At 44.5% G+C, this 18,650-nt stretch carries 24 protein-coding genes; 6 read left to right on the top strand and 18 right to left on the bottom strand.

Annotation, left to right across the window (positions count from 1 at the left end; all coding sequences use genetic code 11):
* Nucleotides 1-5 precede the first annotated feature (5 nt).
* Nucleotides 6-1,337: a PhoH family protein gene (locus tag JV16_RS00430; protein WP_042533771.1), complete on the bottom strand. Its 1,332-nt coding sequence runs from the start codon at nucleotides 1,335-1,337 to the stop codon at nucleotides 6-8.
* A gap of 109 nt (nucleotides 1,338-1,446) precedes the next feature.
* On the opposite strand from JV16_RS00430, the gene JV16_RS00425 reads away from it, so the two are divergent.
* Nucleotides 1,447-2,031, top strand: a complete 585-nt coding sequence (locus JV16_RS00425) for a YhcN/YlaJ family sporulation lipoprotein (RefSeq protein ID WP_035063058.1) — start codon at nucleotides 1,447-1,449, stop codon at nucleotides 2,029-2,031.
* 19 nt (nucleotides 2,032-2,050) lie between these two features.
* On the opposite strand, the gene JV16_RS00420 is transcribed toward JV16_RS00425, so the two are convergent.
* On the bottom strand, nucleotides 2,051-2,506 hold the full coding sequence (locus JV16_RS00420; RefSeq protein ID WP_042533769.1) for a pyridoxamine 5'-phosphate oxidase family protein: 456 nt from the start codon (nucleotides 2,504-2,506) through the stop codon (nucleotides 2,051-2,053).
* 93 nt (nucleotides 2,507-2,599) lie between these two features.
* Between JV16_RS00420 and JV16_RS00415 the strand changes: the two genes are divergently transcribed.
* The gene (locus JV16_RS00415) at nucleotides 2,600-2,800 is read left to right on the top strand and encodes a YlaI family protein (RefSeq protein ID WP_004891284.1); all 201 of its coding nucleotides are present in this window, start codon (nucleotides 2,600-2,602) and stop codon (nucleotides 2,798-2,800) included.
* A gap of 45 nt (nucleotides 2,801-2,845) precedes the next feature.
* Here JV16_RS00415 and JV16_RS00410 read toward each other — a convergent pair whose 3' ends face one another.
* From JV16_RS00410 to typA, 4 genes are all read right to left on the bottom strand, one after another.
* Nucleotides 2,846-3,709 carry an Rpn family recombination-promoting nuclease/putative transposase gene (locus tag JV16_RS00410; RefSeq protein ID WP_042534012.1) on the bottom strand — a complete coding sequence of 288 codons (864 nt, stop codon included), beginning with the start codon at nucleotides 3,707-3,709 and terminating at the stop codon, nucleotides 2,846-2,848.
* A gap of 113 nt (nucleotides 3,710-3,822) precedes the next feature.
* On the bottom strand, nucleotides 3,823-4,104 hold the full coding sequence (locus JV16_RS00405; RefSeq protein WP_042533767.1) for a hypothetical protein: 282 nt from the start codon (nucleotides 4,102-4,104) through the stop codon (nucleotides 3,823-3,825).
* Nucleotides 4,101-4,406 (bottom strand): YlaH-like family protein, encoded by a 306-nt coding sequence (locus JV16_RS00400; RefSeq protein WP_042533765.1) that lies wholly within the window; start codon nucleotides 4,404-4,406, stop codon nucleotides 4,101-4,103. Before JV16_RS00400 ends, JV16_RS00405 begins: the two co-directional genes overlap by 4 nt.
* Nucleotides 4,407-4,417: 11 nt before the next feature.
* Nucleotides 4,418-6,253 carry a translational GTPase TypA gene (gene typA, locus JV16_RS00395; RefSeq protein ID WP_042533763.1) on the bottom strand — a complete coding sequence of 612 codons (1,836 nt, stop codon included), beginning with the start codon at nucleotides 6,251-6,253 and terminating at the stop codon, nucleotides 4,418-4,420.
* A 110-nt stretch (nucleotides 6,254-6,363) separates the two neighbouring features.
* Between typA and JV16_RS15655 the strand changes: the two genes are divergently transcribed.
* Nucleotides 6,364-6,540 (top strand): DUF5325 family protein, encoded by a 177-nt coding sequence (locus JV16_RS15655; protein ID WP_160289320.1) that lies wholly within the window; start codon nucleotides 6,364-6,366, stop codon nucleotides 6,538-6,540.
* 7 nt (nucleotides 6,541-6,547) lie between these two features.
* On the opposite strand, the gene JV16_RS00390 is transcribed toward JV16_RS15655, so the two are convergent.
* From JV16_RS00390 to JV16_RS00375, 4 genes are all read right to left on the bottom strand, one after another.
* Entirely contained in the window at nucleotides 6,548-7,330 is a 783-nt protein-coding gene (locus JV16_RS00390) for an inositol monophosphatase family protein (protein WP_042533761.1), read from the bottom strand.
* A gap of 50 nt (nucleotides 7,331-7,380) precedes the next feature.
* Nucleotides 7,381-7,569 carry a hypothetical protein gene (locus JV16_RS00385; RefSeq protein WP_042533759.1) on the bottom strand — a complete coding sequence of 63 codons (189 nt, stop codon included), beginning with the start codon at nucleotides 7,567-7,569 and terminating at the stop codon, nucleotides 7,381-7,383.
* Between the two features lie 85 nt (nucleotides 7,570-7,654).
* Nucleotides 7,655-7,924, bottom strand: coding sequence for a UPF0223 family protein (locus JV16_RS00380; protein WP_042533757.1), 270 nt, complete (start codon nucleotides 7,922-7,924; stop codon nucleotides 7,655-7,657).
* A 30-nt stretch (nucleotides 7,925-7,954) separates the two neighbouring features.
* A complete protein-coding gene (locus tag JV16_RS00375) occupies nucleotides 7,955-8,914 on the bottom strand; it encodes an NAD(P)H-dependent flavin oxidoreductase (protein ID WP_042533754.1) in 960 nt (319 codons plus the stop codon).
* Nucleotides 8,915-9,100: 186 nt separating this feature from the next.
* On the opposite strand from JV16_RS00375, the gene JV16_RS00370 reads away from it, so the two are divergent.
* Nucleotides 9,101-10,567, top strand: a complete 1,467-nt coding sequence (locus JV16_RS00370; RefSeq protein WP_042533750.1) for an aminotransferase class I/II-fold pyridoxal phosphate-dependent enzyme — start codon at nucleotides 9,101-9,103, stop codon at nucleotides 10,565-10,567.
* A 115-nt stretch (nucleotides 10,568-10,682) separates the two neighbouring features.
* On the opposite strand, the gene JV16_RS00365 is transcribed toward JV16_RS00370, so the two are convergent.
* Both JV16_RS00365 and JV16_RS00360 read right to left on the bottom strand, forming a co-directional pair.
* Nucleotides 10,683-10,796 carry a GapA-binding peptide SR1P gene (locus JV16_RS00365; protein ID WP_019417972.1) on the bottom strand — a complete coding sequence of 38 codons (114 nt, stop codon included), beginning with the start codon at nucleotides 10,794-10,796 and terminating at the stop codon, nucleotides 10,683-10,685.
* A gap of 132 nt (nucleotides 10,797-10,928) precedes the next feature.
* The gene (locus JV16_RS00360; protein WP_021094455.1) at nucleotides 10,929-11,228 is read right to left on the bottom strand and encodes a DUF3055 domain-containing protein; all 300 of its coding nucleotides are present in this window, start codon (nucleotides 11,226-11,228) and stop codon (nucleotides 10,929-10,931) included.
* A 127-nt stretch (nucleotides 11,229-11,355) separates the two neighbouring features.
* On the opposite strand from JV16_RS00360, the gene JV16_RS00355 reads away from it, so the two are divergent.
* Nucleotides 11,356-11,736 (top strand): DUF1885 family protein, encoded by a 381-nt coding sequence (locus JV16_RS00355; RefSeq protein WP_021094456.1) that lies wholly within the window; start codon nucleotides 11,356-11,358, stop codon nucleotides 11,734-11,736.
* On the opposite strand, the gene JV16_RS00350 is transcribed toward JV16_RS00355, so the two are convergent.
* The 5 genes from JV16_RS00350 to pdhA all read right to left on the bottom strand — a co-directional run bounded on the left by JV16_RS00350 (nucleotide 11,724) and on the right by pdhA (nucleotide 16,876).
* On the bottom strand, nucleotides 11,724-11,960 hold the full coding sequence (locus JV16_RS00350) for a hypothetical protein (RefSeq protein ID WP_042533747.1): 237 nt from the start codon (nucleotides 11,958-11,960) through the stop codon (nucleotides 11,724-11,726). The two genes, JV16_RS00355 and JV16_RS00350, sit on opposite strands and share 13 nt — an antisense overlap.
* Nucleotides 11,961-12,036: 76 nt before the next feature.
* The gene (lpdA, locus tag JV16_RS00345; RefSeq protein ID WP_042533745.1) at nucleotides 12,037-13,449 is read right to left on the bottom strand and encodes a dihydrolipoyl dehydrogenase; all 1,413 of its coding nucleotides are present in this window, start codon (nucleotides 13,447-13,449) and stop codon (nucleotides 12,037-12,039) included.
* A 4-nt stretch (nucleotides 13,450-13,453) separates the two neighbouring features.
* Nucleotides 13,454-14,740, bottom strand: coding sequence for a dihydrolipoamide acetyltransferase family protein (locus JV16_RS00340; RefSeq protein WP_042533743.1), 1,287 nt, complete (start codon nucleotides 14,738-14,740; stop codon nucleotides 13,454-13,456).
* 48 nt (nucleotides 14,741-14,788) lie between these two features.
* On the bottom strand, nucleotides 14,789-15,766 hold the full coding sequence (locus JV16_RS00335; RefSeq protein ID WP_042533741.1) for an alpha-ketoacid dehydrogenase subunit beta: 978 nt from the start codon (nucleotides 15,764-15,766) through the stop codon (nucleotides 14,789-14,791).
* A gap of 3 nt (nucleotides 15,767-15,769) precedes the next feature.
* The gene (gene pdhA / locus JV16_RS00330; protein ID WP_021094459.1) at nucleotides 15,770-16,876 is read right to left on the bottom strand and encodes a pyruvate dehydrogenase (acetyl-transferring) E1 component subunit alpha; all 1,107 of its coding nucleotides are present in this window, start codon (nucleotides 16,874-16,876) and stop codon (nucleotides 15,770-15,772) included.
* A 381-nt stretch (nucleotides 16,877-17,257) separates the two neighbouring features.
* Between pdhA and def the strand changes: the two genes are divergently transcribed.
* On the top strand, nucleotides 17,258-17,812 hold the full coding sequence (def, locus tag JV16_RS00325) for a peptide deformylase (RefSeq protein WP_042533739.1): 555 nt from the start codon (nucleotides 17,258-17,260) through the stop codon (nucleotides 17,810-17,812).
* Between the two features lie 38 nt (nucleotides 17,813-17,850).
* On the opposite strand, the gene JV16_RS00320 is transcribed toward def, so the two are convergent.
* Nucleotides 17,851-18,627 (bottom strand): Cof-type HAD-IIB family hydrolase, encoded by a 777-nt coding sequence (locus tag JV16_RS00320; RefSeq protein ID WP_042533737.1) that lies wholly within the window; start codon nucleotides 18,625-18,627, stop codon nucleotides 17,851-17,853.
* Nucleotides 18,628-18,650 lie beyond the last annotated feature (23 nt).

Genomic DNA, 18,650 nt, shown 5'->3' with positions numbered 1-18,650 from the left:
TTTCTTTATAAAAGGTCGGCGGCAAGTTGCGCAAGCGATGATCGCTCTCCTTTAATTAATCGGACATGCCCAGCGACTTTTTGTTCTTTAAATTTTTCAACGACGTATGTGAGCCCGTTATTATATTCGTCTAAATATGGGTGATCGATTTGGGCTGGGTCACCCATTAACACAATTTTGCTTCGTTCCCCGACGCGCGTTAAAATCGTTTTCACTTCATGTTTCGTTAAGTTTTGCGCCTCGTCAATAATAATAAACTGCTCTGGAATGCTTCGACCACGTATGTACGTGAGCGCCTCCACTTCAATCGAACTCATGCCTGATAAAATCGCATCGAGCTCACCCGGCTTTTTCGTATCAAATAAAAAGTGTAAATTATCAAAAATTGGTTGCATCCACGGCCGCAATTTTTCTTGCTTCTCGCCCGGCAAATAGCCGATATCTTTTCCGACCGGCACAATCGGACGGGCGACGAGCAATTTTTTATATAGCCGCAAATCTTCCGTCTGCATTAACCCTGCCGCTAACGCAAGCAACGTCTTTCCTGTCCCTGCTTTTCCGATGAGCGTCACAAGCGGGATATCTGTGCGCAGCAACAATTCAAACGCCATCGTTTGCTGAACGTTGCGCGGACGAATGCCCCAAATATGATCGTAATGAAAGACGAGTTTGCGCACTTTTTTTCCTGTATGATCGACGATGCCAAGCGCCGATGAAGAGCCGCCAAGCGCATCTTTCATGACGATAAATTGATTCGGATAAAACGGATGGTTCGTAATTTCCGAAAGCACTAATTCACCTTTTTCATAAAAGCGCCCTAAATGCTCTGGACTTATGTACAAATCTAAAAAGCCGGTGTAAATATGATCAATTTCAACGACGCGATCGCTTAAAAAATCTTCTGCCTCTAGCCCAATCGCATCTGCCTTCACGCGCACGAGCGCATCTTTGCTAACTAAAATGACGGGGCGACCGTCTTCTTTCGTTTGTTCTTCAAGCAATAAATTTTTCGCCACAGCTAAAATGCGGTTGTCGTTCGTTTTTTCAACGAAAATTTCTTGCAGTTGTTGAAACGAGCGGTGGTTTAATTCAATGCGCAACACGCCGCCGTTTTCGAGCGGAATTTTTTCATGCAGTTTTCCGCTTTGTCTTAAGTTATCGATAATTTTAGACACTTGGCGCGCATTTCTTCCTACTTCGTCCATATACCGTTTTTTTGAGTCGACTTCTTCTAATACGACAGCCGGAATGACGACTTCGTTATCTTGAAAGGAAAAAATAGAATACGGATCTTGTAAAAGCACGTTTGTATCTAATACGTATATTTTTTTGCCCACGCTTTTTCCCCCTTGACGACCGTCGTTGGACGGGATTGTTGTTTATATATATGAACGGACGCATAAAGATAGAAGAAGTTTTGCAAAATAAAGTTAAAGACGAAAAGGGGTGGAACAATTGAAATATATAATCGTATTCATATTGCTTTTCATGAGCGCCTGCGGACAACAAGCGCAACCGAATAATCGCGATTCGCTCGTTCATGTGAAAAATACGACAAATGAGCGAATCGTGAACAAATCCGGTCAGCAAATTGCTCGCCATCTTGCGCATCTGGCTAGCAGCGTCCCAAATGTCAACGACGCGACCGTATTAGTTGTCGGGAAATATGCGTTAGTAGGCATCGATGTGAACGCCAAGCTTGACCCGTCGCGCGTCGGGACTGTGAAATATTCCGTTGTAGAAAGTTTGCAAAAAGATCCGTACGGGGCGAATGCAATTGTCATTGCGGATGCGGATTTAAATGCGCGGCTGAAAGCGATTCAAAAACAAGTGGAAAACGGAAAGCCGATTCAAGGATTTATGGATGAACTCGCCGCCATTGTCGGACGGGTTATGCCTGAAATTCCGAGCGATTTTATTCAAACGAAAAATCCACGCTCTACAAGACAAAACGATGATCAGCTGAATCGAAACGAGCAAAATCAGTTAGAAAACGAACAACAAAAGCAATCAAACGACCATATGAAATAAGCCGAGCGTATCGCTCGGCTTATGCTTGTTTTAATGCGCTCATCACTTGTTGATCGAGCTTGGCAGCAGCTTGCGCATCGTACGTTTTTTCGTATTTCGGTTCGACTGAAATTTTTGCACCGTAAAACATGACATCGCGCACTTCTTCAATGTCAACTTGAATGGCAGCCAATTTTAGCGGAACATTTTCTAGCTTTTCTACTTTCACATGCGCTTTTCCGCTAATGGAATACGTCGATTCGTTGGCGATCAAGACGATCGAAATCGCTGGATTAGCTTGCACGTTGGCGACGATGCGTGAACGTTGATCGACGGCAAAATACAATCGGTCAGGCGTCGGGGCGTACACCCATGAAATCGCACTTGTATTTGGTGCACTTGTTTCATGATCGATCGTGCATACGACGACAAATCGTTCTTTTTGTAGCGCTTGGAATAACGGCTCAATTAATGTCGGTTCTACCGCATTTGGCATATGTATCCCTCCTTGTTTTTATCATACCTTTTTTTCACACAGTTTCAAACAATATGATATACTAATTTTTAAAAAAACATGCGAGGTTAGACGATGAGAGTACGATGCATTCTTTGTGAAAAAATAGATACGTTAAACGATGAAACGTTGCTTGCGAAACGGTTGCGCAACCGCCCGATTCATACATATATGTGTGAAACGTGCCATGAACGCATTGCGCAAAAAACGAAAGAGCGGCTAGCGACCGGCAAGTTTCGCTTTTTCCGCACGAGCAAACATGAAACGGAATGGTAATCGTCCCCTCCCTCTTGCACGATTGGAGGGGACATAACAAACAACTTATTTGTTTTCCAGCAATTGTTTCACTTCTTCTTCCGTAAGATCTGTCATGCTCGCAATGTTTTGTATACTCATCCCTTTTCGCGCCATCGTTTGTACAATATGCTTCATCCCTTGTTTCATTCCTTCCTCTCTCCCTCTCTCCAACGCCCTTTGTTCATACGAAATAATGAGTTCCAACACTTGTTCTTTTTCTTTCGTCTCCATCTCACTCACCTCTCTTCGCAACTGTTGTTCTTCTTCGTCTGATAGTTTTACATATGTTTCAAAAAAGCCAAACAGTAATCGTTGTTTCGCTTCGTCTAATTCCATTCGGACAAGCATGCGTAAAAATTGTTTTTTCAGTTCTACCCGTTCACTTTCAGTATATCCCATTTTGCTTAGCAGTGCAGCAGCGATTGGATTGTCTTGACGAATGTAATTTCGCCAGTTTTGTTTGCGAAGTTCCAAAGTGAAAAAGCGAAAGTCAAGCACGTGGCCAAACGGAAATTGGAGCGTAAATGCAGATCGTTCGTTGCGGATCGTATCGTAGCTAAATACAGCAATGGGTACGATGGGTTTGCGGTACTTTTCTAACAAGCGGCTAAAATAAATAAACATTCGTTCAGGAAATGATGGTTGCACATAGCTTTGATTTTCGATATGCACAATCACTAACCCGTCTTCCCCTTTCAGCTTCGTTTCGACAAGCAAATCGACGCGGTACTTCTCCCCTGCCGTCACATCGGTAAACAGCTCCTCCGATAAAAACGAGACGTGGCGAAAATCGATATGCTCGTGCATTGTCGGGAAAAAGAGAGCAATAAATTCCTCAAAAAACGTTTGAATCAACTGTTTAAACAGACGATCGTGGTCAATGGACATACATTCACCTCGCATACTTTTTTCGACATCTTTATTCGTCAACAAAAATCTTTTTTCCTTCATACGTTAGAATGTTAACATATGAAAAAGCGCCCTGCAAAAAACATGGGCGCTTATTCGTAATTGACATATTTTTCAGGTTCGCGATTGATTTGATCGAGCATCGTTTCGACGAGCTCGGCTGGAAAGCGAAACGTGCGCGATTCGTTGTTTACGGTAAATGCAACTGTATAGACGTCGTCTTCTTTTGTATATGCGATTTGCTCAACCGCATGATCTTCACGCAACAAATCGGCAAAAAATCGTTCTGTTTCTTGCGCTGCTGCATCATCTGGGCGCGCATGGGCAACGACCGTAATCGTCAACCAATTGTACACCGCATCTTGTAGTTTCATGCCGTATTCTCTCCTTCACGACGAAGCCGCCATTTATAAATGATTAATACGATCGCTGCAACAAGCAATCCTTCTGCGACAGGTAAAAAGACGGCGAAAAATGTTAAAATAGTACAACCGAGCACAAGCAACGAGTAAATGATAACGTTTTTTAACATCGGCAGTTTGCGCGCAAAGCCAAGACGATACACAATGATCGATAAGACGACAATCGTCGCATACAACAGCCACATCCCTTTCGTCGGCTGTTCATGCACGTTGTATAGCGAAGCGAAAAACGACAGGCGACCGATCACATCCATGACGACTCCCCCTATTTCTTTTGCTCAGCAAGTTTTTTCTTTTTCGCAATTTTTTCCCGTTCGTTTTTGTCCAATATTTTTTTCCGTAAGCGAATAGATTGTGGCGTCACTTCGCAATATTCGTCGTCATTTAAATATTCGAGCGCTTCTTCTAACGTCATGAGGCGCGGTTTTTTCATCGTCACCGTTTGTTCTTTCGTTGACGAGCGGACATTTGTCACATGTTTCATTTTGCATACGTTGACGACTAAATCGTTGTCGCGGCTATGTTCGCCAACGATCATCCCTTCATATACTTCCGTTCCCGGTTCAATAAAAATGACGCCGCGGTCTTCGACTTGCATAATGCCATAAGCAGTCGCTTTTCCTGTCTCCATCGAAATGAGTACACCTTGATGTCTGCCGCCAATTTGCCCTTGGATGGCTGGTTGATAGCTGTCGAACGAATGGTTTAAAATGCCGTATCCGCGCGTCAGCGACATAAATTCTGTCCGATAGCCAATTAACCCGCGCGCAGGAACGAGGAAAATAAGACGGACTTGTCCGTTTCCGTTGTTGATCATATCGACCATTTCTCCTTTGCGCGCCCCAAGCGACTCCATAATCGCTCCTGTATATTCTTCAGGAATGTCGATTTGCACGCGCTCGACAGGCTCGCACATGACGCCGTCGATTTCTTTCATAATGACTTCCGGTTTGGATACTTGTAGCTCAAATCCTTCACGGCGCATATTTTCAATTAAAATCGATAAATGAAGCTCTCCGCGTCCTGACACGATCCATGCATCTGGCGAATCCGTTGGCTCAACGCGAAGCGACACGTCTGTTTCTAACTGTAAGCGAAGACGCTCTTCAATTTTTCGCGCTGTCACATGTTTTCCTTCCCGTCCTGCAAACGGGCTATTGTTGACGAGAAACGTCATTTGCAACGTCGGTTCGTCAATGCGAAGCGGCGGCAACGGTTCCTGCACATCAAGCGGACATACCGTTTCTCCAACGTTAATATCTTCCATACCGGAAACGGCAACTAAATCGCCTGCTTTTGCTTCTTCAATTTCAATGCGTTTTAAGCCGAGGAAGCCAAACAGCTTTGTCACGCGAAACGTTTTCACCGAGCCGTCAAGCTTCATGAGCGCCACTTGTTGTCCAACTTGCATACGCCCGCGGAAAATGCGTCCAATCCCAATGCGACCGACGTAGTCGTTATAATCGAGAAGCGCCACTTGAAATTGCAGCGGTTCATCGCTATTGTCGGGCGGGGCAGGAATATGTTCAATAATCGTTTCAAATAGCGCTGTCATATCATCATCTTGTTTATCGGCATCTAAACTTGCCGTCCCGTTAATCGCTGAAGCATACACGACCGGAAACTCAAGCTGATCTTCTGTTGCGCCAAGCTCAATAAATAAATCGATCACTTCATCGACCACTTCGTGCGGACGGGCAAACTCACGGTCGATTTTATTGACGACGACAATTGGCGTTAAGTTTTGCTCGAGCGCCTTTTTCAAGACGAAGCGCGTTTGTGGCATGCATCCTTCATATGCATCGACGACGAGCAATACGCCATCGACAAGCCGCATAATGCGCTCCACTTCCCCGCCAAAATCAGCGTGGCCCGGCGTATCTAAAATGTTAATGCGCGTGCCGTTGTATTGAATGGCTGTATTTTTTGCTAAAATGGTAATGCCTCGTTCACGTTCTAAATCGTTGCGATCAAGCGCGCGTTCTTCCACTTGTTCGTTCGCCCGAAACGTTCCAGATTGGCGAAGCAATTGGTCGACTAACGTCGTTTTTCCGTGGTCAACGTGCGCAATAATCGCGATGTTACGAATATCGTTTCTCACTTATGTCAACTCCTATTTTTCAACATTGCGCGTCTATTATAGCATAAACATAGTAGAAAAGCGGAATGTTTTGTTGTAACCTAAAAGGAAAGAGGATGAGGAGGAAGAAAATGAACAAATTTCAACCGCTTTTTTTTATGATTGCACTACTTGCCACGGCGGCGATGATTAGCATCGGCATTGCGATTGCTTACCGACATGTTCCAGCGATCGTCGCGTCCGTCGTTGCTTTATTTGCCGTCATGGGCGTCGGATTTTCATTGAAAAGAAAGAAAAAAATGCGCTAACGATTCGTTAGCGCTGAATGATCGCAAGCACTTCTTCATGTAACCCCGGCTTCGAGACAAATACGGAGCTTTTCTCAATCATATTGAGCGGCTCACCGTACAAGTTTGTCACCATCCCACCTACTTCTTGCACGATAACCATCCCGCCGGCAATATCCCACGGCGACAAACGAAGCGTGATATACGCATCGAGTTTGCCTGAAGCGATATATGCCATTTCTAACGCAGCCGAGCCGTATGAACGAGTGCCGCGCGCTTTTTTCACAAGCGGGGCAAGAACGTTCGGGTCGATGCGACGATTTTCCGTCACCCACGTCGCGTTTAGTGAAATGATCGCACAATCAAGCGACGTTTTTTCAAGTGGGGGAAGCGGCGTGCCGTTTACAAACGCCCCTTTTCCTTTTTGGGCATAATATAGCTCATCAAAAGCGACGTCGTAAATGTAGCCAAGCATGCCGACGCCGTCTTGAAACACCCCGACAGAAATCGCAAAATGACGCTGTTGATGAACGAAATTCATCGTTCCGTCAATCGGGTCAATGATCCAAACGATGCCGTCTAACGCTTCAAGCGTATCGCCAAATCCTTCTTCTCCTAAAATGCGATGCGTCGGATACGTTTGGCGAATGCGTTCAATAAAAAATTGCTCAATTTCCCGATCGACGTTTGTCACTAAGTCGGACGGGCTTGATTTCGTTTCGATTTTTAGTTTCGTTTGAAACGCATCGCGTATGCGCTCCCCTGCTTCGCGAATCCAATGCTGCATATGTTGATCAATTTCGTTCCACATACAAGACCTCCTGCATATACTTATGTAGAAAAGGCGGCGCTTGCCGCCTTTCAGTTCGACAGACGAATAAGTTCTTGGCGTAGTCTTTCTAATTTTCGTTTGCATTCGTTTTTTTTCGCTTCGTTATTTTCTAACATCGCTTCATAAAGGGTGGCTAGTTCGTAATCGACTTCAAGCTTTAATACTTTTATTCGTCGTTCTCCGTCCATTTTCTTAAATGCATCAGCTGTTTTTTTCATATTGTGCACCCCTTCCGTTTGAAACATTCTTTTTTCTGAAAATTCCTTTTTTACATACTATGTAACGGAAAGGGGATATGCAACTTTACATTTTCACAATATCTCCGGCGGACAACTCTTTTCCTTTTTTCATCGTTTGGTACGGTGAATAGCCGCTTACTTTTTCAAATTCATCGCATAGTTTTCGCTCTTCCGCTTTGCTTGGGACAATTTCTTTAAAGCGACGATATAAGTTCATCAGCTGCTCTCGCTCAATGCCTCGTTCGTATGCTTGTTCAACGCCTTCGTAAAACTTAATGACGTCAATGATTTCTTCTGTTGACCAACTGTAATCAATCGGGTATGCATATTTCATGATGTTCACCTTTCTTTTTCGCTGTCTGTTTTAGTTTGCCCAACGTGCGCGAATTTGTTCCGCCTCTTGAATCATGCGCGCAAAAAGTTCACTCACTGTCGGCACGTCACGAATGAGTCCGATCACTTGTCCCGCCCATGCAAATCCTTCTTCCGTACGACCGTCGTAAATGAATCGTTTGTTCGCCTTTCCGCTAATGTACTCTTTTAACTGTTCGTATCCTTTTCCTTCTTGTTCAAACTGTAAAATTTTTTCCGTCCATTCGTTTAACAAGGCGCGGGCAGGCGCACCGAGCGTACGTTTAATGACGACGGTGTCGCTTTCTGTGCGTTCCACAAGCATTTGTTTATACACGGGATGGGCATGAATGCATTCTTTTGTCGCAATAAAGCGCGTGCCCATTTCAATACCTTCTGCTCCAAGCGCAAGCGCAGCCATCAAGCCGCGCCCATCTCCGATCCCCCCTGAAGCGATGACAGGAATCGATACGGAATCGACGACGCGCGGCACTAATACGAACGTCCCAATATCGTGTTTGCCGAGATGCCCGCCCCCTTCTTGACCGACAACCATGACCGCATCCGCCCCAAGCTCTTCCGCTTTCACCGCTTGACGTACTGCCGCCACGAGCACAAGCTTTTTCACGGATACTCCTTTTAACTGTTCAAAAATGGGCGCAGGATTTCCGCCCGTCATCGAAATGACCGGCACGTTTTCTTCAATTGCCACATCGAGCATGTGCGCAAACGGGCGTCCATGTTGTCCGATCGCAAAATTGACTCCAAACGGCTTGTCCGTTTTTTCGCGCACTTTTTTAATTTCTTCTCGCAACTCATCTGGCGTCTCAAGCGACATTGCCGTAATTTGCCCTAGCCCCCCAGCATTCGATACCGCCGCCGCTAAATCCGCATACGCCAAATACGCCAATCCACCTTGAATGATCGGATAACGAATGCCTAACAGCTCGGTTACTCTCGTGTTCCAGTTCACACATCATTCCCCCTTTACTTTTTATCATTCTTCGCTCATAAAGAAAAGTCCTTCACAAACAATAAATGAAGAAATATGCAATCGTTTTGATTTTTAAGCAAAAAAATCATCTTTCCAAACGTATAAAGAAGTGCTATAATTCACTTTGTTTTATGTAAATCCAAGTTAAAGAGGTGTACAGCGAAATTGTCACAGTATGAAACACCGTTATTTACCGGACTGTTAGAGCATATAAAGAAAAATCCGATTCAATTTCATATTCCTGGTCATAAAAAAGGAGCAGGAATGGACGAGCAGTTTCGCTCCTTTATTGGAGAAAATGCGTTAGCGATGGATTTAATTAATATCGGTCCGCTTGATGATTTACATCAGCCAAAAGGAATGATTAAACGCGCCCAACAGTTAGCAGCGGAAGCGTTCGGGGCGGACTATACGTTTTTCTCCGTGCAAGGAACGAGCGGCGCCATTATGACGATGGTCATGTCTGTCGCAGGCCCTGGCGATAAAATTATCGTCCCACGAAACGTGCATAAATCGGTCATGGCGGCGATTGTCTTTTCGGGAGCGACACCGATTTTCGTTCATCCTGAAATTGATAAAGAGCTTGGTATTTCACACGGCATTACACCAGAAGCAGTAGAAGCGGCGTTAAAGCAACATCCAGACGCTAAAGGGGTGCTCGTCATTAACCCGACGTATTTCGGCATTGCGGGCGATTTAAAACGCATCGTTGACATTGCGCACGCATACAACGTCCCTGTCCTTGTCGATGAGGCGCATGGCGTACACATTCACTTTCATGAAGATTTGCCGCTTTCAGCGATGCAAGCAGGAGCAGATATGTCGGCGACGAGCGTGCATAAACTTGGCGGTTCGATGACGCAAAGTTCGATTTTAAACGTGAAAGAAGGGCTTGTGTCGCCAAAACGAGTGCAGGCCATTTTAAGCATGTTAACGACGACATCGACGTCTTACTTGTTGCTTGCTTCGCTTGATGTGGCGCGCAAACGGCTTGCGACAGAAGGACATGAGCTAGCAGAACAAGCGATTCGCCTCGCGAATGAAACGCGCAAGCAAATTAACGACATCGACTATTTATATTGTGTCGGAAAAGAAATTATCGGCACAAAAGCGACGTTTGACTACGACCCAACGAAGCTTATCATTTCAGTTAAAGAGCTCGGATTGACGGGCTATGAAGTGGAAAAATGGCTTCGTGAACATTACAACATTGAAGTGGAGTTGTCCGACTTATACAACATTTTATGTATTATTACACCGGGCGATACAGAACGGGAGACGGGCGTATTAGTCGAAGCGCTTCGTCGTTTATCAAACGAATTTCGCCATCAAGCCGAAGTCGGAAAAAAACCGAAAGTGCTTTTACCAGACATTCCTGTCCTTGCGCTTACGCCGCGCGATGCGTTTTATTCGGAAACGGAAGTCGTGCCGTTTGACGAATCTTCAGGGCGCATTATCGCTGAGTTTGTCATGGTATATCCACCTGGCATTCCCATTTTCATTCCGGGTGAAATTATTACGGAAGAAAATTTAAACTACATTCGCAAAAATATAGAAGTCGGCTTGCCTGTTCAAGGTCCGGAAGACGACACGTTACAAACGTTACGCGTTATTAAAGAGCATCAGAAATAAGAAAAGCGGGGCTCGCATCGAGTTCCGCTTTTTTCGTCAACAAAAAGAGACCGGCTATGCCGATCCCTTCTCTATATTATCTCCTCATCCCCCAAAGTTTGTTCCGTTCTATATGTTATTCCTCGTCTTCACAATCGCAACCGCTACATTGACCGTACAATACCGTTACTTTTTCGTCCTCAAAATGATCGATTGTCGCATTGCATGTTTGGCATACAATTGTACCCATCCCCGATAACCCCTTTTCCTTTGGAATGTTTGAAAACGTTTTACTGATTTCATAATAATATGTCACATTTGTTTTGTCAATAGGAATTAGTATGACATATTTAAACAAAAAAAGAGACGTATTTCACGCCTCTTACTCATATTGTTCAGCATAAGGTGTCGATGGTAAAATGTCTGAGAAAAATTCCGCTAAATCTTCAGCTTGTTCTTTCGTGTCAATGCGGAACGTTCGTTGTAAATAGTCGTGGTCTTCGATGTCTTTCGGGTCGAGGAGAGCAGAGCGGCCTGTTTGCATACAGATGACAAGTGGTTTACCAAAAAACATATTTGTATACACGATGCCAAAGTCGTATCGGACGTCTTTTGTCGTAAAGCCGACAAACCTCACTTTTACTTTTTCATGCTCATCATACAATTTTTCGAATACGTGCATATCGTTCCCTCCTTCTTGTGTATTAAACTTTATTATATCGTACTATTCATATTTTCGCAATTATTTGTTTTTTCATATATATCCATGATAAAATGAAAGTGATTTCAAAACGTTTGAGGTGAAAAAAATGGCTCATACAGCTACCATTGAACTTGTCCCTGCATCAACATGGGAGACGGTAACGTTAGAACAATGCAAACAACTGCTTGAACAATATCGAAACATCGCGCAAAAAACAGGTGAACAGCTCGCATGGGACTATGCCCAATCCGCTTTTCCATATGATATCGTCACAAAAGAAGACCGCATTTTGTTAGTCGGAAAAGATGATCGCTATCATATGATTGAATGTTGCGTGCACGACCGTGCTGTGCAGTTCGTCTTGCCAAAACAAGCGACGCACGGCGATAAAGGAAAAGCGAACGAACTATGCAAATTTTTCGCCAAACAAATGGCAGGAAAACTGCATTTATTTAACGGGCGCATCATGTATTATTATAAAAGATAAACCCAAAAAAGCTCGCGGCAAACGAAATAGACGGCAATCGTCAATAAGGTTGTCCAACATGCGCGCTTTTTCGTTAAATGCAACCGAAGCGCAAGCAAAAAAGCAATATATATGAATATGCCAAATAATAACGCCTTGAAAATAAAATGATCGTGCGCCGATCTCCATTCGATAAATGAAAACAAACTCCATATGATCATTTGAAGTAAAAAGACGATATACATGTTCACACACCCCTTATGAACATCATATGATCGTCTTGAAAAAATCATGAAAAAGAGGACGGCGAAGCCATCCTCTTTATTTGTTAATAATATGAATTGGGCTGCCGAGCGCCACTTCTGCTGCTTCCATTGTAATTTCTCCAAGCGTTGGATGCGCGTGAATCGTCATCGCAATGTCTTCTGCTGTCATGCCTGCTTCAATTGCTAAACCGAGCTCGGCGATCATATCTGATGCGTTCGGGCCGACAATTTGCGCCCCGATAATGACGCCATCGTCTTTCGTTAAGACGAGCTTTAAGAAGCCGTCTGTTTCGTTTAACGCAAGGGCACGGCCGTTTGCGCCGAACGGGAATTTCGCTGTAATGACGTCAATTCCTTCTTCGATCGCTTGTTTTTCAAAGTAACCGACAGATGCGCATTCAGGGTCAGAGAAGACGACAGCTGGAATGGCTAAGTAGTCAATTTCAGATGGATGACCAGCGATCGCTTCAGCTGCAATTTTTCCTTCGTATGATGCTTTATGCGCAAGCGGTGGGCCTGCAACGACGTCACCGATCGCATAAATGTTCGGTACGCTTGTGCGGCATTGTTTGTCAATTTCAATTAAGCCGCGCTCTGTCATTTTCACGCCGATTTGTTCAAGTCCCATCTCTTCTGTATTCGGACGGCGACCGACTGTGACAAGCACGTATTCTGCGTCAATCGTTTTCGTTTCGCCGTTTACTTCAAATGTTACCGTTACGCCGTCTTCACGCTCTTCGACACCTTTCGCAAGCGCGTTTGTAAAGACGTCTACTCCTTTTTTCTTTAAGCGGCGACGAACGACTGCGCTCATTTGCTTTTCAAAGCCAGATAAAATTTCATCCGCACCTTCTAAAATCGTAATTTTCGTTCCAAAGTTTGCGTATGCTGTTCCTAATTCTGTACCGATGTAACCGCCGCCGATGACGACCATCGATTTTGGAATGTCAGATAAGTTTAATGCACCTGTTGAATCAAGCACGCGCTTCGAAAATTTAAACGTCGGCAACTCGATTGGGCGAGAACCTGTTGCGATAATAGCGTTTTTAAATTTGTACGTTTGCGCGCTATTTTCTGTCATGACGCGAACGGTATTTTCGTCCACGAAATACGCTTCTCCGCGCACGATTTCAACTTTATTTCCTTTCAATAACCCTTCGACACCGCCCGTTAATTTTTTCACGACACCAGCTTTCCACTCTTGCACTTTCGCAAAGTCAACTTTTACGTTTTCTGCGAAAATACCCATATCTTGTGAATGTGTCGCAATTTCGTAACGGTGACCAGCAGAGATGAGCGCTTTGGATGGAATACATCCGACGTTTAAGCACACTCCACCGAGGTTTCCTTTTTCAACGATCGTTACTTTTTGACCGAGTTGCGCTGCACGAATGGCTGCAACGTAACCGCCAGGACCTGCACCGACGACGAGAGTTTCTGTTTCAATTGCGAAATCGCCTACTACCATCGCATTACGCCTCCATTAATAATAATTCAGGATCGTTTAATAAACGTTTCATGTGATTTAACGCGTTTTGCGCTGTTGCACCGTCGATCATACGGTGGTCAAAGCTTAACGACAACGCTAATACTGGAGCGATGACAATTTCACCATCGCGCACGATCGGTTTTTCTGAAATGCGGCCGATGCCTAAAATCGCTACTTCTGGATGGTTAATGACCGGTGTGAACCATTGACCGCCTGCGGAACCGATGTTTGTAATTGTGCATGTGGCACCTTTCATTTCGTTTGGCATTAATTTACCTTCACGCGCTTTTGTTGCGAGTTCGTTAATTTCTTTTGCGATCGCAAAAATTGATTTGCGGTCCGCATGTTTAACAACAGGAACGAGCAAGCCTTTATCTGTGTCCGCCGCAATTCCGATGTTGTAGTAATGTTTATGAACGATTTCTTCTGTCGCATCGTCAATGGATGTGTTAAGCGCTGGATATTCGCGAAGCGCAGACGTTAACGCTTTAACGACATATGGTAAGAACGTTAACTTAATGCCTTTTTGCGCTGCCACATCTTTAAATTTCTTACGATGCGCAACAAGTTTTGTCACATCGACTTCGTCCATTAATGTGACGTGCGGCGCTGTATGTTTCGAGTTCACCATCGCTTTTGCAATCGCGCGACGAATGCCGCTCATTTTTTCGCGTGTTTCTGGGAACTCGCCTTCTAATACAACTGGTTGAGCTGTTGGTGCTGCTTTTTGTTGTTGTTGTGCTGGCTCAACTTTTTCTTCTACCGCTTGCGCTTTCGCTTCTGTTTGTGGCGCTGTGCCGCCTGCTAAGTACGCATCAATATCTTGTTTTAACACGCGACCGTTTTTTCCTGTTCCTTGAACGAGGCGAATGTCGACACCTTTTTCACGCGCATATTTGCGCACAGATGGCATGGCGATGACGCGTTTTTTCGGCTGTGCTGGCGCGGCTTGCTCTTGTTTTACTTCTTCTTTCTTTTCTTCTACTTTTGGCTCATCGCCATGATCGCCTTTGAACTTTAAGTTTTCGTATCCTGGCGCATCAAATTTAATTAACGTTTGACCAACGGTTGCGACTGTTCCTTCGCTCACTAAAACTTCTAATACTTTTCCTTTTACTGGAGATGGAATTTCGACAACTGCTTTATCGTTTTGTACTTCGCAAAGTACGTCGTCTTCGTTTACTTCATCGCCCGGTTTTACAAACCATTTGACAATTTCACCTTCGTGAATTCCTTCACCGATGTCCGGTAATTTAAATTCAAATGCCATGTATCTCAACCTCCTATTTCTTAAATGTGGAGGGGACATTCCCCTCCATTAAAACGTCATGACTTTTTTCACTGTTTCGATCACATCTTTAAAGTTCGGTAACCATACTGGCTCTGCTTGTGAGAACGGATATACTGTATCAGGTGCCGCTACGCGCAATACTGGCGCTTCAAGGCTAAGAATCGCACGTTCGTTAATTTCTGCAACAACGTTTGCCGCAATACCTGCTTGTTTTTGCGCTTCTTGTACAACGACTGCGCGGCCTGTTTTTTCAACCGATGCGATAATTGTTTCAATATCTAACGGTTGAACCGTGCGCAAGTCTACGACTTCAACAGAGATGCCTTCTTTTTCAAGCTCCGATGCTGCTTTTAACGATTCATGTACCATCGCACCGTATGTGATGACCGATACGTCTGTTCCTTCACGTTTAATGTCCGCCTTGCCGATCGGAATTGTATATTCGCCTTCTGGCACTTCTTGACGGAACGAGCGGTACAATTTCATATGCTCTAAGAAAATGACAGGGTCGTTGTCGCGAATCGCTGAAATTAATAATCCTTTCGCATCGTATGGCGTTGATGGGATGACGACTTTTAATCCCGGTTGTTGAGCGACAAGCCCTTCTAAGCTATCTGCGTGCAATTCTGGCGTATGTACGCCACCACCGAATGGCGAACGAACAGTAATTGGCGCATGGAAACGCCCGCCAGTACGATAGCGCATGCGCGCCATTTGACCAGAAATTGAGTCCATCACTTCGTATACGAATCCGAAAAACTGAATTTCAGGCACAGGACGGAATCCTTGTAATGCTAAACCGATCGCTAAACCGCCAATTCCTGATTCTGCAAGCGGTGTGTCGAATACGCGATCTTCGCCAAACTCTGCTTGCAATCCTTCTGTCGCGCGGAATACCCCGCCGTTTACACCGACGTCTTCACCGAACACGAGAACGTTCGGGTCTTTGCGCATTTCTACGCGCAACGCATCCGTGATTGCTTGAATCATTGTCATTTGCGCCATTGGTTACTTCGACTCCTTTTCTTTATAAATTTCGTATTGCTCTTTTAAGAACGCTGGCATTTCTTCGTACATGATCGACATTAAGTCTGTCACTTTTTGTTTTGGTGTTTCGTCCGCTTTCTTAATCGCTTCTTTAATGTCTTCTTTCGCTTGTTCAATGACGCGATTTTCTTCTTCTTCGCTCCATAATCCTTTATTTTCTAAAAACTTGCGGAAGCGAACGAGCGGATCTTTTTTCTCCCATTCGTTTTCAAGCTCTTTTGAACGATAGCGCGTTGGGTCGTCTCCCGCCATCGTATGTGGACCGTAACGGAAGCAAAGCGTTTCAATTAACGTTGGACCTTCGCCGTTAATCGCGCGCTCGCGAGCGTCACGCACCGCGACATATACCGCAAGCGGATCCATTCCGTCAACTTGAATGCCTGGAATACCTGCAGCGACCGCTTTTTGAGCGATTGTTTTTGCGGCAGATTGTTTTTCGACTGGCGTTGAAATCGCGAAACGGTTGTTTTGAACGATAAAGATCGCTGGCGCGTTAAATGCCCCGGCAAAGTTCAATCCTTCGTAGAAGTCCCCTTGCGATGCACCGCCGTCACCTGTATATGTAACTGCGACCGCTTTTTTGCCACGTTTTTTCATACCGAGCGCAACGCCGGCTGTTTGAATAATTTGGGCACCGATAATAATTTGTGGCGGCAACACGTTGACACCTTCAGGAATTTGGTTGCCATGGAAATGACCGCGTGAAAATAAAAATGCTTGGTAAAGCGGTAAACCGTGCCAAATCATTTGTGGAACGTCACGATAGCCCGGTAAAATGAAATCTTCTTTTTCTAACGCAAAATGGCTCGCTAATTGGCTCGCTTCTTGTCCTGCTGTTGGCGCATAGAAGCCGAGACGTCCTTGACGGTTTAATGAAATGCAACGTTGGTCAAGCACGCGCGTGTATACCATGCGGCGCATTAATTCTTTCAATTGCTCATCTGTTAAATTTGGCATCGCCGCTTCGTTTACGACTTCGCCTTTTTCATTTAAAATTTGAAATGTCGGGAACTGCTCAGCGACTTTTTCAAGTTGCTTTTTCACATCAAATAGGGGTTTTTTACCCATTTTGTTCACCTCATCCTTTCTTTTCAAAACGTAAAATGATGCACCTTTTAATTTGCCCAAAAACGGTTTGTTTTTACCACACGTTGTGTATTGAAAGCTGTATTAATGAAAAAAGAAAGTGTGATTAATACAACTGTTTTTTTACATCTTTCAGTTTACACCGTTCGACAACGCTCGTCAATCAGTTTGCTTGCCACGTTCTATATAAAAATGAAAATTAGAAAATTTTAACTGTGTTATGAATCTGTTATACTATTTTCTGTCGATCTGTATTATTTCTGTTTTACAACGTGGATATGTATGTTTCTCACGCAATTGCACTTTTTCATTCCATCCTTCATAATAAAAATGGTTTACAATGCGAGTAGGGAGTGAAACAACGTGATTACGATGAAAGATATTATTAAAGACGGTCATCCGACGTTACGAAAAATAGCTGAAGAAGTGCCGCTTCCCCCATCCGAAGAAGATCGCCGCATTTTAGCGAGCTTGTTGGAATATGTAAAAATGAGCCAAGATCCAGAGCTGGCGAAAACGTATGGACTTCGTCCGGGCATCGGATTAGCTGCGCCGCAAATTAACGTTTCAAAGCGCATGATTGCGGTGCATGTGACGGACGAAAAAGGAACGTTACATAGCTATGCGTTATTTAATCCGAAAATTGTAAGCCATTCCGTTGAAATGTGTTATTTAACGAGCGGAGAAGGATGTTTATCCGTCGACGAGCCGATCCCCGGCTACGTTCCTCGCTATATGCGCATTACCGTCACCGGGACGACGCTTGAAGGCGAAACCATGAAGCTACGTTTAAAAGGATTGCCTGCCATCGTGTTTCAACATGAAATTGACCATTTAAACGGCATTATGTTTTATGATCATATAAATAAACAACATCCGTACGACGTGCCAGCTGGAGCCATTCCGATTGAACGTTAAGAAAAGCGCAAAAAAAAGGTGTCCATCGCGGACACCTTTTATTTCAACAGCCCTAGCTGACGTAAACCGAATAAAATGCCATCTTCATCGACCGGTTTTGTAACGAAGTCGGCTACTTTTTTCGCTTCTTCATGTCCGTTCCCCATCGCTACCCCTGTGCCGACAAAGCGCAACATTTCCGTATCGTTTAACCCGTCGCCGAACGCATATACGTTTTCGCGCGCAATGCCGAGCTGCGCGATCATTTTTTTAATTCCTTCTGCTTTAGAGCCGCCATACGGTAAAATATCTGTAGATACCGCATGCCAGCGCACAAAATGAAACGTCGGAAACGCTGTGACATACGGCTGTTCTTCTTCCGGCTTACAAAACAAAAGCGCTTGATAAATGTCGTTTCGTTCGTAATACGTTTCATCGTGTGGTGGATGGGCAAATTTTAAACTTCCCATGCTTTCGTGAATGTACGGATGATCGGCTACACTCGCACGCATCGTGTCAGCGTCCATGAAAATAAGCGGATGTTCATTGTCGTGCGCCATTTGTTTTAATGCGTGAAGCCGTTCGCGATCAAGCGGTTGATTGTAAATCACTTCTCTTTCAAAAACGACATATTGTCCGTTAAAGCTAACAAACGATTCGATACCGAGCTTTTCTCGAAGCGATTCAAACATAAATGGCGCTCTCCCCGTCGCAATCGCCACATATACCCCTTGCTTTTTTAATTCGTGTATCGCTTCATATGTCGATGCCGGCAACTGTTTCTCATGATCTAACAACGTCCCATCAATATCGAAAAAAACGATCTTTCTCTCCATGTTTCTCGCTCCTCGTGTAAAAG

This window comes from Anoxybacillus ayderensis, from assembly GCF_000833605.1.
Taxonomy (GTDB): Bacteria; Bacillota; Bacilli; order Bacillales; family Anoxybacillaceae; genus Anoxybacillus; species Anoxybacillus ayderensis.
Note: the sequence above shows the minus strand (reverse complement) of the source record. Positions and strands in the feature narration are given on the sequence as shown.

Bases quoted from the DNA above. Each gene is read 5' to 3' on its own strand.
- JV16_RS00420 (WP_042533769.1), bottom strand. From the start codon at position 2,506: ATGCCAAATGCGGTAGAACCGACATTAATTGAGCCGTTATTCCAAGCG.
- JV16_RS00415 (WP_004891284.1), top strand. From the start codon at position 2,600: ATGAGAGTACGATGCATTCTTTGTGAAAAAATAGATACGTTAAACGAT.
- JV16_RS00410 (WP_042534012.1), bottom strand. From the start codon at position 3,709: ATGTCCATTGACCACGATCGTCTGTTTAAACAGTTGATTCAAACGTTT.
- JV16_RS00405 (WP_042533767.1), bottom strand. From the start codon at position 4,104: ATGAAACTACAAGATGCGGTGTACAATTGGTTGACGATTACGGTCGTT.
- JV16_RS00400 (WP_042533765.1), bottom strand. From the start codon at position 4,406: ATGGATGTGATCGGTCGCCTGTCGTTTTTCGCTTCGCTATACAACGTG.
- JV16_RS15655 (WP_160289320.1), top strand. From the start codon at position 6,364: ATGAACAAATTTCAACCGCTTTTTTTTATGATTGCACTACTTGCCACG.
- JV16_RS00390 (WP_042533761.1), bottom strand. From the start codon at position 7,330: ATGTGGAACGAAATTGATCAACATATGCAGCATTGGATTCGCGAAGCA.
- JV16_RS00385 (WP_042533759.1), bottom strand. From the start codon at position 7,569: ATGAAAAAAACAGCTGATGCATTTAAGAAAATGGACGGAGAACGACGA.
- JV16_RS00380 (WP_042533757.1), bottom strand. From the start codon at position 7,924: ATGAAATATGCATACCCGATTGATTACAGTTGGTCAACAGAAGAAATC.
- JV16_RS00365 (WP_019417972.1), bottom strand. From the start codon at position 10,796: ATGGGTACAATTGTATGCCAAACATGCAATGCGACAATCGATCATTTT.
- JV16_RS00360 (WP_021094455.1), bottom strand. From the start codon at position 11,228: ATGCACGTATTCGAAAAATTGTATGATGAGCATGAAAAAGTAAAAGTG.
- JV16_RS00355 (WP_021094456.1), top strand. From the start codon at position 11,356: ATGGCTCATACAGCTACCATTGAACTTGTCCCTGCATCAACATGGGAG.
- JV16_RS00350 (WP_042533747.1), bottom strand. From the start codon at position 11,960: ATGTATATCGTCTTTTTACTTCAAATGATCATATGGAGTTTGTTTTCA.
- lpdA (WP_042533745.1), bottom strand. From the start codon at position 13,449: ATGGTAGTAGGCGATTTCGCAATTGAAACAGAAACTCTCGTCGTCGGT.
- JV16_RS00340 (WP_042533743.1), bottom strand. From the start codon at position 14,740: ATGGCATTTGAATTTAAATTACCGGACATCGGTGAAGGAATTCACGAA.
- JV16_RS00335 (WP_042533741.1), bottom strand. From the start codon at position 15,766: ATGGCGCAAATGACAATGATTCAAGCAATCACGGATGCGTTGCGCGTA.
- pdhA (WP_021094459.1), bottom strand. From the start codon at position 16,876: ATGGGTAAAAAACCCCTATTTGATGTGAAAAAGCAACTTGAAAAAGTC.
- JV16_RS00320 (WP_042533737.1), bottom strand. From the start codon at position 18,627: ATGGAGAGAAAGATCGTTTTTTTCGATATTGATGGGACGTTGTTAGAT.